The 14,097-nt window shown below is 41.4% G+C and carries 12 protein-coding genes; 9 read left to right on the top strand and 3 right to left on the bottom strand.

Translation table 11 applies throughout. The features are described 5' to 3' along the window. Window positions 1-63: 63 nt before the first annotated feature. Window positions 64-1,353, bottom strand: coding sequence for a citrate synthase (locus PPBDW_RS11050; RefSeq protein WP_036795505.1), 1,290 nt, complete (start codon window positions 1,351-1,353; stop codon window positions 64-66). Between the two features lie 410 nt (window positions 1,354-1,763). Between PPBDW_RS11050 and sdhC the strand changes: the two genes are divergently transcribed. The 8 genes from sdhC (at window position 1,764) to sucD (ending at window position 11,357) form a co-directional block, all read left to right on the top strand. Further along, a complete protein-coding gene (sdhC, locus tag PPBDW_RS11045) occupies window positions 1,764-2,144 on the top strand; it encodes a succinate dehydrogenase cytochrome b556 subunit (RefSeq protein WP_036795504.1) in 381 nt (126 codons plus the stop codon). Next, window positions 2,138-2,485 carry a succinate dehydrogenase, hydrophobic membrane anchor protein gene (gene sdhD, locus PPBDW_RS11040; RefSeq protein ID WP_036795503.1) on the top strand — a complete coding sequence of 116 codons (348 nt, stop codon included), beginning with the start codon at window positions 2,138-2,140 and terminating at the stop codon, window positions 2,483-2,485. Before sdhC ends, sdhD begins: the two co-directional genes overlap by 7 nt. Continuing rightward, the gene (gene sdhA, locus PPBDW_RS11035; RefSeq protein ID WP_036795502.1) at window positions 2,485-4,251 is read left to right on the top strand and encodes a succinate dehydrogenase flavoprotein subunit; all 1,767 of its coding nucleotides are present in this window, start codon (window positions 2,485-2,487) and stop codon (window positions 4,249-4,251) included. The genes sdhD and sdhA overlap by 1 nt, the downstream gene beginning before the upstream one ends. A gap of 15 nt (window positions 4,252-4,266) precedes the next feature. Next, window positions 4,267-4,980 (top strand): succinate dehydrogenase iron-sulfur subunit, encoded by a 714-nt coding sequence (locus PPBDW_RS11030; protein WP_036795501.1) that lies wholly within the window; start codon window positions 4,267-4,269, stop codon window positions 4,978-4,980. A 106-nt stretch (window positions 4,981-5,086) separates the two neighbouring features. Beyond that, window positions 5,087-7,918, top strand: coding sequence for a 2-oxoglutarate dehydrogenase E1 component (gene sucA / locus PPBDW_RS11025; RefSeq protein WP_036795500.1), 2,832 nt, complete (start codon window positions 5,087-5,089; stop codon window positions 7,916-7,918). Window positions 7,919-7,944: 26 nt separating this feature from the next. Continuing rightward, the gene (gene odhB, locus PPBDW_RS11020; protein WP_036795499.1) at window positions 7,945-9,165 is read left to right on the top strand and encodes a 2-oxoglutarate dehydrogenase complex dihydrolipoyllysine-residue succinyltransferase; all 1,221 of its coding nucleotides are present in this window, start codon (window positions 7,945-7,947) and stop codon (window positions 9,163-9,165) included. Window positions 9,166-9,318: 153 nt separating this feature from the next. Further along, complete coding sequence (sucC, locus tag PPBDW_RS11015) at window positions 9,319-10,485, top strand: ADP-forming succinate--CoA ligase subunit beta (protein ID WP_036795497.1); 1,167 nt, start codon at window positions 9,319-9,321, stop codon at window positions 10,483-10,485. Then, complete coding sequence (sucD, locus tag PPBDW_RS11010; RefSeq protein ID WP_036795496.1) at window positions 10,485-11,357, top strand: succinate--CoA ligase subunit alpha; 873 nt, start codon at window positions 10,485-10,487, stop codon at window positions 11,355-11,357. Before sucC ends, sucD begins: the two co-directional genes overlap by 1 nt. Window positions 11,358-11,447: 90 nt before the next feature. On the opposite strand, the gene znuB is transcribed toward sucD, so the two are convergent. Then, window positions 11,448-12,233, bottom strand: a complete 786-nt coding sequence (znuB, locus tag PPBDW_RS11005; RefSeq protein ID WP_036795495.1) for a zinc ABC transporter permease subunit ZnuB — start codon at window positions 12,231-12,233, stop codon at window positions 11,448-11,450. Then, window positions 12,233-12,991 carry a zinc ABC transporter ATP-binding protein ZnuC gene (gene znuC, locus PPBDW_RS11000; RefSeq protein ID WP_036795494.1) on the bottom strand — a complete coding sequence of 253 codons (759 nt, stop codon included), beginning with the start codon at window positions 12,989-12,991 and terminating at the stop codon, window positions 12,233-12,235. Before znuC ends, znuB begins: the two co-directional genes overlap by 1 nt. Before the next feature lie 162 nt (window positions 12,992-13,153). Here znuC and znuA point away from each other — a divergent pair, with 162 nt between their 5' ends. Then, window positions 13,154-14,095 (top strand): zinc ABC transporter substrate-binding protein ZnuA, encoded by a 942-nt coding sequence (znuA, locus tag PPBDW_RS10995; protein WP_054262061.1) that lies wholly within the window; start codon window positions 13,154-13,156, stop codon window positions 14,093-14,095. Window positions 14,096-14,097: the final 2 nt, after the last annotated feature.

Raw genomic sequence — 14,097 nt, 5'->3', positions numbered from 1 at the left:
TTTAGTCTCAACCTTTTATTTTTTGTTCGAATCCTCGAATCCTCGAATCCTCGAATCTCTTAGTTATTCACGTTCATGGAGTGGTTTAAACTCACGTTGTGAATAACCAGTATACAGTTGGCGTGGGCGGCCAATACGGTTGGTTGGATCACTGTGCATTTCGTTCCAATGCGCAATCCAACCGATAACACGCGACATAGCAAAAATAACCGTAAACATTGATACTGGAATACCAATTGCTTTGAGGATAATACCTGAATAAAAATCAACATTCGGGTATAGCTTCTTACTGACAAAGTATTCATCTGACAGTGCAATTCGCTCAAGCTCCATTGCAACATCAAGCAATGGATCATCAATCTTTAGTTCTTCAAGTACTTCGTGACAAGCTTCGCGCATCACTGTTGCACGAGGATCGTAGTTTTTATATACCCGATGGCCAAAGCCCATTAATCGGAATGGATCATCTTTATCTTTGGCACGTTCAATAAATTCTGGAATATTTTCTACACTACCAATTTCTTCAAGCATTTTAAGGCAGGCTTCATTAGCACCGCCATGCGCCGGTCCCCAAAGCGAAGCAATACCCGCTGCAATACAAGCAAATGGGTTAGCACCAGAAGAGCCAGCTAAACGCACCGTTGACGTTGATGCATTTTGTTCGTGATCGGCATGAAGAGTGAAAATTTTATCCATTGCTCGTGAAACAACCGGGCTGACTTCATATTCTTCACATGGAGTAGCAAACATCATATGAAGGAAATTTTCAGCGTAATCAAGGTCATTGCGTGGGTAGATAAAAGGTTGACCGGTAGTATATTTATGACACATCGCCGCCAAGGTTGGCATCTTCGATAGTAGTCTAAAAGCTGTTATTTCACGGTGAAGATCATTATTGATATCTAATGAATCATGGTAAAACGCTGATAGTGCACCGACCACGCCACACATAATTGCCATTGGGTGAGCATCACGGCGAAAGCCATGGAAGAAACTAGCAATTTGCTCATGCACCATAGTATGACGTGTAACCGTAGTGCGAAATTGTTCATATTCAGCACGTGTAGGTACTTCGCCATAAAGCAGAACATAACAAACTTCTAAGTAATCAGCATTATTCGCTAATTGATCGATAGGAAAACCACGATGTAACAGAATTCCTTTATCGCCATCAATATACGTGATTTGAGATTCACATGAGGCTGTCGCTAGAAAACCTGGATCAAATGTAAAAAAACCGTTTGCGCCTAGTTTTCGCACATCGATTACATCTTGGCCCTCTGAGCCCTCGATAATCGGCAGTTCGATAGGTGCTTTCCCTTCTATATGAAGAGTAGCTTTCTTATCTGCCATAACAATCTCCTTTGTTATTTGTAGAATCCTGAATCCGAAACGGATGTGTATTTGTTGTACCGCTAGGTGAGCCAATTGTCAATTTTTGTATTCACCAATGTGCGCTTGTTAATAACTTTTCTGTGTTTGTATTTTTTTTGTGAACTGTGTGTTTAATCTGGTGTAACTAAGTTTGTTTTTGAATGTTACGCTATGTATAGTGGATTTGACATTTGGTTATGATATAGCTGACATGTTGTTAATAAACTGCGTAAGGAATGCGGTTGAAAGACAAAGCGATTATATTGCTCAATACTTTGCTTTTAATGATAGCGTAGCATTTTTTAGCTGTTTCTTGATGGCTCACTATAGAAACAACCAAAGAGTTTAATAAAAAATAAAATGCTTCAACGAAGCTGAGTGAGCAAAACGTGAAAGTAAAGAAATCCAGACCAGTCAACCTTGACCTACAAACAATGCGCTTTCCTTTAACAGCGATAGCGTCAATTCTACATCGAGTATCGGGCGTGATTACGTTCGTTGCGATCGCCATTTTGTTATGGTTTTTAAACTTGTCATTGTCCTCCCCTGAAGGTTTCGCTACTGCTGCCAGTATTACGGATAGTTGGTTGGTGAAATTTGTCTTGTGGGGAATATTAACAGCCCTGTTTTATCATATCGTATTAGGTCTTCGTCATTTACTGATGGATCTTGGGTATTTTGAAGAAATGGAAACGGGTCTTGCTAGTACAAAGGTGAGCTTTGTCATTGTGGCAATATTATCCGTATTTGCAGGAGTATTAGTATGGTAGCCAATGTCTCTTCTGTTGGGCGTAATGGTGTGCATGATTTTATTTTAATTCGTGCGACAGCCATTATTCTGACCTTATACACCGTTTATTTAGTTGGTTTTTTTGCTTTTGGCCCTGAAATAACCTTTGCATCATGGCAGGACTTTTTTAGTCAACTAACGACTAAAGTTTTCACCCTGTTAGCCTTAGGTTCCATTTTAATTCATGCGTGGATTGGTTTATGGCAAGTGCTTACTGATTATATTAAACCCGCAGCATTAAGAGCTTGTTTTCAGTTTGTTGTTGTCGCGGTTCTATTTATTTACCTATTTTCAGGTTTCTTCATTGTGTGGGGTGTGTAGTGGGCATTGCAGTTCGTGAATTTGATGCTGTTGTTATCGGCGCTGGTGGTGCAGGAATGCGTGCTGCACTACAAATATCAGAACAAGGCTTAAAATGTGCCTTGTTATCAAAAGTGTTTCCGACGCGTTCTCATACGGTGTCTGCACAAGGAGGGATCACCGTTGCCTTAGGTAATTCTCACCCTGATAACTGGCAATGGCATATGTATGATACCGTTAAAGGCTCTGATTATATTGGTGATCAGAATGCGATTGAGTACATGTGTGAAAATGGGCCTAAATCTGTGATTGAACTTGAAAAAATGGGACTACCATTTTCTCGCTTTGATGACGGCACTATTTATCAACGTCCATTTGGCGGTCAATCAAAAGAGTTTGGTGGTGAGCAAGCTGCACGTACTGCTGCTGCAGCAGACCGGACTGGGCATGCATTGTTGCATACTCTCTATCAGCAGAATATTAAACATCAAACCACTATTTTTTCTGAGTGGTATGCACTTGATTTAGTTAAAAACCAAGACGGCGTTATTTTAGGCTGTACTGCTTTGTGCATGGAAACTGGCGAAGTTTGTTATTTCAAATCGAAAGCAACTATTTTAGCGACGGGTGGCGCCGGTCGCATTTATGCATCGACTACTAATGCCCATATTAATACTGGCGATGGTGTTGGTATGGCATTACGAGCTGGCGTGCCAATGCAAGATATGGAAATGTGGCAATTTCATCCAACAGGTATTGCTGGCGCAGGAGTATTGGTCACCGAAGGTTGTCGTGGTGAAGGTGGTTACTTACTGAACAAAGATGGTGAGCGCTTTATGGAGCGTTATGCGCCAAATGCCAAAGATTTAGCCGGACGTGATGTGGTCGCTCGCTCAATGATGGTTGAAATTCGTGAAGGGCGAGGTTGTGATGGTCCATGGGGGCCACACTTGAAGTTAAAACTTGATCATTTAGGTAAAGACGTACTTGAATCGCGTTTACCGGGAATTTGTGAGCTTTCGCGCACGTTTGCTCATATCGATCCTGTTAAAGAGCCGATTCCGGTGATTCCTACGTGTCACTACATGATGGGTGGCGTACCGACTCAAGTATCAGGCCAAGCATTAAAACAAAATGCAGCTGGCATAGATGAAGAAGTTAAAGGCTTATTTGCTTGCGGTGAAATCGCCTCGGTATCTGTGCATGGTGCAAACCGCTTAGGGGGTAACTCGTTACTTGATTTGGTGGTGTTTGGTCGTGCAACAGGCTTACACCTTGGCGAAACCTTAGCTGCTCAAGCAGAAGCAACACCAGCAACTGAAGCTGATATTGAAGCTTCTCTTGCGCGTCTTAATCGTTGGAATAATACCCAAGAAGGTGAAGACCCCGTTCAAATTCGTAAAGATCTGCAAGCCTGCATGCAAAATAACTTCTCGGTATTTAGAGAGGGTGAGGCAATGGCGGCTGGGCTAGAAGAGCTTAAAGCGATTCGTGAACGTTTACAGCATGCTCGACTCGATGACACCTCAACTGAGTTTAATACTCAGCGAATTGAATGTTTAGAATTAGATAACTTGATGGAAACGGCAATGGCAACGGCTATTGCTGCAAATTACCGTACAGAGAGCCGTGGAGCGCATGCTCGGTTTGATTTCCCTGAACGCGATGATGCTAATTGGTTATGTCATTCGATTTATAATCCTGAAACGGAAGCGATGACAAAACGTGCTGTCAATATGACGCCGATTCATCGTGAAGCATTTCCGCCTAAAGCGCGTGTTTATTAACGGGAGACAACAGCGATGAAACTGAATTTTTCAATTTACCGTTATAACCCTGATATTGATGATGCTCCGCACATGAAAGGCTACCAGCTTGATGTGCCAGATGGCTCAGATATGATGGTGTTAGATGCGCTAATTTTGCTTAAAGAACAAGATGCTAGTTTGTCTTTCCGTCGTTCTTGCCGTGAGGGTGTGTGTGGCTCTGATGGTATTAACATGAACGGTAAAAATGGGTTAGCTTGTATTACACCGTTATCTGCGCTAATGAATAGCGATACCATTGTGATTCGTCCATTGCCTGGGTTGCCGGTGATTCGTGATTTGATCATTGATATGGAACAGTTTTATAGTAACTACGCTAAAGTAAAACCTTTTTTAATTGATGATGCGACGTTGCCACCTGCGAGAGAAAATTTGCAGGCACCAGAAGATCGGGCTCAGTTAGATGGTTTATACGAATGTATTATGTGTGCCTGTTGTTCAACAGCATGCCCATCATTTTGGTGGAACCCTGATAAATTTATTGGCCCTGCTGGCTTATTGGCGGCTTACCGATGGTTAATTGATAGCCGTGATACAGCAACCGATGAACGATTATCTGATCTTGATGATGCATTTAGTGTTTTTCGTTGCCATGGCATAATGAACTGTGTAAATGTCTGTCCTAAGGGATTAAATCCTACCAAAGCGATTGGACACATAAAATCTATGCTGCTTAAACGAGCAGTTTAAAAATATCGATATGTTAGTGAGTCGATGCAGTTTGTTGGCTCGCTAACGGGAATGCTCGGTATTAGACCGATGCCAATGGCGATAAATTAGTAGTTAAGGGAAAATAATGCAGAATAGCGTTATGAAGGCATGGCTTGAGTCTTCACATTTAGCTGGCGCCAACGCAACTTATATAGAAGATCTTTACGAGTTGTATCTTAGCGATCCAGAGTTAGTTGATACCCAATGGCGAGAGGTATTTGTCGATCTGCCAGTTGTTAATGACGTAGTTATTGAGCAACCCCATTCTCGTGTGCGTGATTACTTTCGACGTTTAGCAAAAGAAACCAATTTTTTAAGTGCCGTCGTCAATGATCCTGATGTTGATGCTAAGCAAGTAAAAGTATTACAGCTAATTAATGCGTACCGTTTTCGTGGTCATCAAAATGCTAATCTTGATCCATTAGGATTATGGCAACGTGATCATGTTGCTGATCTCGATCCTGAATTTCATTCGCTAACCGCTGATGATTTCAATGAAACATTTAACGTTGGTTCATTTGCGATTGGCCAAGAAACCATGAAACTCAGTGAAATATACGCTGCACTTAAAAAGACCTATTGTGGGTCAATTGGTGCTGAATATATGCATATTACTGATACCGAAGAAAAGCGTTGGATTCAACAACGACTTGAATCGGTGATGGGCACTGGATCTTTTACTGCCGATGAACAACTGTGTTTTCTTGATGAATTAACAGCAGCAGAAGGTCTTGAGCGTTATTTAGGCGCAAAATTCCCTGGTGCTAAACGTTTCTCATTAGAAGGTGGCGATGCCATGATTCCAATGATGAAAGAGTTGATTCGTCATGCTGGTTCACAAGGCGTGCGCGAAGTTGTGGTGGGCATGGCTCACCGTGGCCGTTTAAATATGCTCGTCAATGTTTTAGGTAAAAAACCTCAAGATTTATTTGATGAATTCGCAGGTAAGCATGGTGAAAGCTGGGGAACTGGTGATGTGAAATATCATCAAGGTTTCTCGGCAGATTTTGCAACCCCTGGCGGTGATGTTCATCTAGCGTTAGCTTTTAACCCATCGCATCTTGAGATAGTGAACCCAGTGGTTGTCGGTTCAGTGCGAGCACGTCAAGATCGTTTAGGTGATGATACTGGCGATAAAGTATTGCCAATTACTATCCACGGCGACTCAGCAATTGCTGGTCAAGGCGTAGTTGCAGAAACATTTAATATGTCTCAAGCACGTGGTTACAGTGTTGGCGGTACAGTACGTATTGTTATTAATAACCAAGTTGGTTTCACCACTTCAAATCCACAAGATACTCGCTCAACAGAATACTGTACTGATATTGCCAAGATGGTACAGGCACCTATTTTCCACGTAAATGCAGACGATCCAGAAGCCGTTGCGTTTGTAACTCGACTTGCTTTTGATTACCGTCATGAGTTTAAACGTGATGTAGTGATCGATTTAGTGTGTTATCGCCGTCATGGTCACAACGAAGCTGATGAGCCCAACGCAACTCAACCGTTGATGTATCAAAAAATCATCAAACATCCGACGCCACGTAAGTTATATGCTGATTATTTAACTGAAATTGGTGCGTTTGGTTTAGATGTCGCGACGGGTTTAGTCAATCAATACCGTGATGCATTAGACCGTGGTGAGTGTGTCGTCAAAGAGTGGCGACCAATGAAATTGCACTCTGTCGATTGGGCACCATATTTAGGCCATGATTGGACTGTTGAGTGGGATAGTAAAGTTGATGAACAACGTTTGCAGGAGTTAGGCAGTCGTTTATGTCAATATCCAACAAGTCATCAATTACAGAGCCGGGTTCAAAAAATTTATAACGATCGCTTAGCGATGATCAATGGTGAGAAAGCCTTTGATTGGGGCATGGCTGAAAACTTGGCTTATGCGACATTGGTTGATGATGGTCATCGTATCCGTATTACTGGCCAAGATTCAGGCCGCGGCACGTTTTTCCATCGTCACGCGGTATTACATAACCAAGAAGACGCCAGTACTTATATTCCGTTAACTCATATTCATAATGGTCAAGGTCCGTTTGAAGTGATTGACTCGGTATTATCTGAAGAGGCAGTGCTTGCTTTTGAATATGGTTATGCAACCGCAGAACCGAGTGGTTTAACTATCTGGGAAGCGCAGTTTGGTGATTTTGCCAATGGTGCTCAAGTAGTCGTTGACCAATTTATTAGTTCTGGTGAACAAAAATGGGGTCGAATGTGTGGTTTAACCATGCTACTTCCACATGGATATGAAGGGCAGGGGCCTGAACACTCATCGGCACGTCTTGAACGTTATCTACAACTATGTGCTGAGCAAAATATGCAAGTAGTTGTACCTTCAACTCCGGCGCAAGTTTATCATATGATTCGTCGTCAAGTTGTACGGCCAATGCGTCGTCCATTGATAGTTATGTCACCTAAGTCGTTGTTACGCCATCCATTATGTACCTCAACACTTGATGAATTAGCTAATGGCACCTTCTTAGCTGCAATTGGTGAAGTTGATGAACTTCCAGCCCAACAAGTGCAGCGAGTGGTATTTTGTTCCGGTAAAGTGTATTACGACTTGTTAGAACAACGTCGTAAAAATGATCAAACTGATGTCGCGATTGTGCGTATTGAACAGTTGTATCCTTTCCCGAAAGAGGACGTTGAAGCGGCAATTGCTGATTATCAACATGTTACTGATTTCGTTTGGTGTCAGGAAGAGCCTCAAAATCAGGGAGCATGGTATTCTAGCCAGCATAATTTCTATTCTGCGTTACCAGCAGGAGCGCTTTTACGTTATGCCGGGCGACCAGCATCAGCATCACCTGCTGTAGGCTATATGTCTGTACACTTGAAACAACAAAAAGCGTTAGTTGAAGACGCATTAACTATTGAATCTCAAGACCATTCTAATAATTAGAACGAGAACAAAAGGACAATACCGATATGACAATCGAAATTCTGGTTCCTGACCTTCCGGAATCTGTTGCCGACGCAACTGTAGCCACATGGCACAAACAACCAGGTGATGCTGTTACTCGTGATGAGGTCTTGGTTGATATTGAAACGGATAAAGTGGTACTTGAAGTGCCAGCACCTGAAGATGGTGTATTAGAGGCGATCTTTGAAATTGAAGGAACCACAGTATTAACTAAGCAGTTGATTGGTAAAATCAAAGTTAATGCGGTTGCTGGTGAGCCAACATTAGATGTACTTGCTGATGCTGAATCATCACCAAATAAACGCAATACTGCATCGCTAAATGAAGAAAATAGCGAAGCCTTAAGTCCTGCCGTTCGACGTTTATTAAGCGAGCATGGCGTGACAGCAGATAAAGTTAAAGGTACCGGTGTTGGTGGCCGAATTACCCGTGAAGATGTTGATGCTTATTTGAAAAATATTGCCGCAGCATCAACGGTAACTAAGAGTACTAAATCTGAAATTGAACCAGTATTGCCTTTAGCGCATCGTAGTGAAAAGCGAGTGCCGATGACACGATTGCGTAAACGTGTTGCTGAACGCTTGTTAGAAGCCAAAAATAGTACCGCCATGTTAACAACATTTAATGAAGTTAATATGAAGCCGATTATGGACTTGCGTAAACAGTATAAAGATGTGTTTGAGCAGCGCCATGGTATTCGTCTCGGTTTTATGTCGTTTTATGTTAAAGCTGTTGTTGAGGCACTAAAGCGTTATCCAGAAGTGAATGCCTCGATTGATGGTGATGATATTGTTTATCATAACTTTTTTGATATTAGCATTGCAGTATCAACGCCACGCGGTTTAGTTACTCCTGTGTTGCGAGATTGTGATAAGTTAAGCTTGGCTGAAATTGAAAAAGGTATTCGTGATTTAGCGATTAAAGGCCGTGATGGTAAATTAACCGTTGATGATCTTATTGGTGGTAATTTTACTATTACTAACGGTGGTGTCTTTGGTTCGTTAATGTCGACGCCGATTATTAACCCACCACAAGCAGCAATCCTAGGTATGCATAAGATCCAAGACCGTCCAATGGCGGTTAATGGTCAAGTTGAGATTTTGCCAATGATGTATCTTGCACTTTCTTATGATCATCGCTTAGTTGATGGTCGTGAGTCAGTGGGTTATTTAGTAACAATTAAAGAGTTACTTGAAGATCCAACACGTTTATTACTGGACGTATAAGTATTAAATAGTTGACCGAGTAAGTGCTCATTATTCGGTTAGCTATCTTCCTAGTAATAGGAAACAGTAAATATGCGCAATGATGAAGAGATATCAAAGAATATCTCAAATGGATTTAATGCGTCCCAAAGGGATAAAAACGGATAGAACATTATGAATTTGCACGAGTATCAAGCAAAACAACTATTCGCTGAATATGGTTTACCTGTACCGGAAGGTTATGCTTGTGATACCCCACAAGAAGCAGCAGAAGCGGCAGGTAAAATTGGCGGTGAAAAATGGGTTGTAAAATGTCAAGTTCACGCTGGCGGCAGAGGAAAAGCTGGTGGTGTTGAATTGCATGATAACAAAGAAGGTATTAAGCAATTTGCTCAGCATTGGTTAGGTAAAAACTTAGTTACTTACCAGACGGATGCAGCAGGTCAACCAGTTACAAAAGTGTTGGTGGAAGCGGCTTCAAGTATTGCCAATGAATTATATCTTGGTGCTGTTGTTGATCGTAGTTCGCAGCGTATTGTTTTCATGGCATCGACAGAAGGTGGTGTGGAAATCGAAAAAGTGGCTCAAGAAACGCCACATTTGATTCATAAGGCTGCCATCGATCCTTTAGTTGGACCACAACCTTATCAAGGGCGTGAATTAGCCTTTAAACTTGGCCTGCAAGGTGATCAAGTAAAACAATTCACTAAAATATTCTTAGGGCTTGGCAATATGTTTGCTGAGTGTGATTTAGCATTGCTTGAAGTTAATCCATTAATTATTACTAATGAAGGCACGTTAGTGTGTCTGGACGGTAAAATTAATATCGATGCGAATGCATTATACCGCCAACCTAAATTACGCCAAATGCATGATCCATCACAAGAAGATGAGCGTGAAGCCCATGCTGCCCAATGGGAACTCAATTACGTTGCACTTGACGGTAATATTGGCTGCATGGTCAATGGCGCAGGTTTAGCGATGGGAACCATGGATATTGTTAATCTTCATGGCGGTCAACCTGCTAACTTCCTTGATGTCGGTGGCGGCGCCACTAAAGAGCGTGTAACTGAAGCCTTTAAAATTATTCTTTCAGATAGCAATGTTAAAGCTGTGTTAGTGAATATTTTTGGTGGGATTGTTCGCTGTGATCTTATTGCTGAAGGTATCATTGGCGCTATTGCCGAAGTCGGTGTAAAAGTGCCTGTTGTCGTCCGCCTTGAAGGTAATAATGCTGAAGTAGGTGCTGCAAAATTGGCTGATAGTGGCCTCAATATTATTGCTGCTACTTCGCTTACAGAAGCTGCTGAAAAAGTCGTTGCTGCCGCGGAGGGTAAATAATGTCAATATTGATTAATAAAAACACTAAAGTAATTTGCCAGGGTTTTACTGGCGGTCAAGGTACATTTCATTCAGAACAAGCACTTGATTATGGTACGCAATTAGTCGGTGGTGTTTCGCCGGGTAAGGGCGGAACTACGCATTTAGGTTTGCCTGTATTTAATACTGTGCGTGATGCAGTTGAAGCAACGGGTGCAACTGCTACCGTGATTTATGTGCCAGCACCTTTCTGTAAAGATGCTATTTTAGAAGCTATTGATGCTGGCATTGAACTGATAGTAACGATTACCGAAGGCATTCCAACGTTGGATATGCTAGATGTTAAAGTACGTTTAGATGCTACAGGCGTACGAATGATTGGCCCTAACTGTCCCGGTATTATTACGCCTGATGAGTGTAAAATTGGTATTATGCCAGGCCATATTCATAAAGCGGGTAAAGTTGGGATTGTATCGCGCTCTGGCACACTAACTTATGAAGCGGTAAAGCAAACAACAGATGAAGGCTTTGGTCAATCAACCTGTGTTGGCATTGGTGGTGATCCTATTCCAGGCTCAAATTTCATTGATATTCTTGAAATGTTTGAAAATGATCCTGCAACAGAAGCCATTGTAATGATTGGTGAAATTGGTGGTACTGCAGAAGAAGAAGCTGCTGCATATATTAAAACCAATGTAACTAAACCTGTGGTGTCATACATTGCGGGTGTCACTGCGCCTCCAGGTAAACGTATGGGACATGCTGGTGCGATTATCTCTGGCGGCACAGGGACTGCAGATGAAAAATTTGCGGCTCTTGAAGCAGCAGGCGTTAAGACTGTTCAAAGTTTAGCTGACATTGGTAAAGCATTACGCGAAGTTACCGGTTGGTAAATTTAATCAGCCTTTAGTTATTAAAATATAACAATAAAAAAACCGCCTACCTTATATGGAAGCGGTTTTTTTTATTGAGGACTCATCTTGTTAGCGCTGAGTTGGCTTAAATTGACTTAGCATAAACAGTGCTGCAGCTGATACAACGACTGAAGGGCCGGCAGGGGTATCATAATGCCATGACATTGCTAATCCGAGCACCACTGAAATAGAGCCAATTATTGATGCAATTACCGCCATTGATTCTGGACTACGAGCAAAACGACGTGCTGTTGCTGCCGGAATAATCAGTAGTGAGGTGATGATTAACGCTCCCACAAACTTCATTGCGACGGCAATCACCATTCCAACCATCAGCATTAATAATAACCGCATCAAATCAACGTTAACACCTTCGACTTGTGCCATTTCTTCGCTGATTGTCATTGACAGTAGTGGACGCCATAAGTAGATAAGCAGTGCTAATACTATGGCACCACCGCCATAAATCCACATTAAATCATTGGTGGTTACTGCGAGTAGATCACCAAATAAATACGCCATTAAATCGATACGAACATTATCTAAAAAGCTCACTGCGACTAAGCCAAGTGATAATGCACTATGGGCTAATATTCCTAGTAATGTGTCTGTTGCGACATAACGCTGCTTTTGTAGTGTTACTAGAATAACCGCTAACACTAAACAACAAATCACTAACGCAAGATTTAAATTAATATTAAATAAAAAACCTAAGGCAATACCCAGTAACGACGCATGTGACAGCGTATCACCAAAATAAGCCATTTTTCGCCAGACAACAAATGAACCTAAAGGACCGGCTAAAAGGGCTATCCCAATACCTGCAATTAATGCGGGAAGTAGAAACTCAATCATTATTTATTATTATCCTGATGATTATTGCAGCATGTTGATGGTGTCATTGAATCATCGTGTTGGTGGTTATGTTGATATAACGCTAATTGGTCACTGGCTTGACGACCAAATAACGCAATATATTTAGGGTGATTAGTGACGCTAAATGGGCTGCCAGAACAACAGATATGATGTTGTAAACAAATCACTTTATCAGTTTTTGCCATTACAAGATGAAGATCGTGCGAAACCATCAAAATAGCACAATTAAGTAAATCACGTAATTGTTGAATTAAGCGATAAAGCTCTAATTGTCCTGTAACATCAACGCCTTGTACTGGTTCATCTAATACTAATAAATCGGGTTTTTGTAACAATGCACGCGCTAATAATACTCGTTGCATTTCACCACCCGATAAACGATGCATATCACTATCAATTAAGCGTTCACCATTAACCATTGTTAATGCTTCACGGCGTTGTTCAAGAGAATAACGCCCGGCTAAACGCATAAATCTATCGACAGAAAGTGGCAGAGTCTCATTTAGGTGTAGTTTTTGCGGTACATAACCAATGCGAATTCCTTTTTGACGCACAACTTTACCTAAGGTTGGCTTTTGTAATCCAGTGATTACTTTAACAAGAGTTGATTTTCCCGCGCCATTAGGGCCAATGAGCGTTGTGATTTCACCACGCTCTAATTTGAGCGCAACATTATCTAGAACGTTGCGTCCAGAGAAGGCTACGGTTAATGATTGTAATTCTACTAATGTTGTCATAAAGCGTGCTTAAAATAAGAATTTGCAAAAATGTGATGTTATATTATAACATCGCTATATTACTTGTGTTACTGTTAATACGCGCTGATTATAACCAATTGAGAAAAATTTCTTTGCTGATAATCAACAATTTTTGCTGTTCTACATTTTATGGAAAAAATCATGCACCGTTTAACTTCTCTATTTTGTGCTACTGCTCTTGTTGCTTCTGGATCCGCTATTGCTGCTGATACCTTTAACGTTGTTACAACAGTAAAGCCACTGAACTTAATTGTGAGTGAATTAACTCAAGGCGCTGCAACCAGTGAATTTGTTATTCCTGTTGGTTCATCGCCACACGATTATGCGCTACGTCCTTCTGATGTAAGAAAACTGAAACAAGCAGATCTTGTGGTATGGGTCGGTCCTGAGTTGGAGTCATTTTTAACCAAAACCATGGCCTCAAAACCTGAAAATATCGCATTAAGTAAACAACAAGGCATTAACTTTCGATACTATGCTGAAGATACACAAGAACATAGTGGGCATGAGGATGATCATGAAGGACATGAAGGACATGAAGGACATGAAGGACATCATCATAATCATCATGGCATCGACCCACATTTATGGTTAGGTCCAGAGCAAGCGGTTCAAGCTGCAAATGTCATAACTAAGGCATTGATCAAGTATGATCCGTTGCATAAAAATACATATACCGCTAATCTTTCTACATTCACAACAGATGTTCAGCAAGCGGTTATTGAGCTTAATAAGCAATTAAAACCTTTAAATAATAAAGGTTACTATGTTTTCCATGATGGCTATGGCTATTTTGAACAACAATTTAAGTTAGATAATCTTGGCCATTTTACGGTTGAACCGGATCGTCGTCCGGGCGCAAAAACACTGTTATCTATTCGTCAGGCATTAACGAATAATGAGGCATACTGTGTTTTTAGTGAGCCTCAGTTTTCGCCTGCTGTTGTGAAATCAGTGACCAAAGGAACGAATGTAAAAATAGGGACTCTTGACCCAATGGCAACTGATATCGTTGAGGGCAAGGGAGGATATGTCCGTTTTCTTAATGAACTTGGACAACGATTTAGTAAGTGTCTTAATTAATC

The organism is Photobacterium kishitanii (assembly GCF_000613045.3).
GTDB lineage: Bacteria > Pseudomonadota > Gammaproteobacteria > Enterobacterales > Vibrionaceae > Photobacterium > Photobacterium kishitanii.
The sequence above is the reverse complement of the archived record's forward strand: the minus strand, read 5'-3'. Positions and strand labels throughout refer to the sequence as shown.

Coding starts and splice junctions, on each gene's coding strand:
- PPBDW_RS11050 (WP_036795505.1), bottom strand. CDS start 1,353: ATGGCAGATAAGAAAGCTACTCTTCATATAGAAGGGAAAGCACCTATC.
- sdhD (WP_036795503.1), top strand. CDS start 2,138: ATGGTAGCCAATGTCTCTTCTGTTGGGCGTAATGGTGTGCATGATTTT.
- PPBDW_RS11030 (WP_036795501.1), top strand. CDS start 4,267: ATGAAACTGAATTTTTCAATTTACCGTTATAACCCTGATATTGATGAT.
- sucA (WP_036795500.1), top strand. CDS start 5,087: ATGCAGAATAGCGTTATGAAGGCATGGCTTGAGTCTTCACATTTAGCT.
- odhB (WP_036795499.1), top strand. CDS start 7,945: ATGACAATCGAAATTCTGGTTCCTGACCTTCCGGAATCTGTTGCCGAC.
- sucC (WP_036795497.1), top strand. CDS start 9,319: ATGAATTTGCACGAGTATCAAGCAAAACAACTATTCGCTGAATATGGT.
- sucD (WP_036795496.1), top strand. CDS start 10,485: ATGTCAATATTGATTAATAAAAACACTAAAGTAATTTGCCAGGGTTTT.
- znuB (WP_036795495.1), bottom strand. CDS start 12,233: ATGATTGAGTTTCTACTTCCCGCATTAATTGCAGGTATTGGGATAGCC.
- znuC (WP_036795494.1), bottom strand. CDS start 12,991: ATGACAACATTAGTAGAATTACAATCATTAACCGTAGCCTTCTCTGGA.
- znuA (WP_054262061.1), top strand. CDS start 13,154: ATGCACCGTTTAACTTCTCTATTTTGTGCTACTGCTCTTGTTGCTTCT.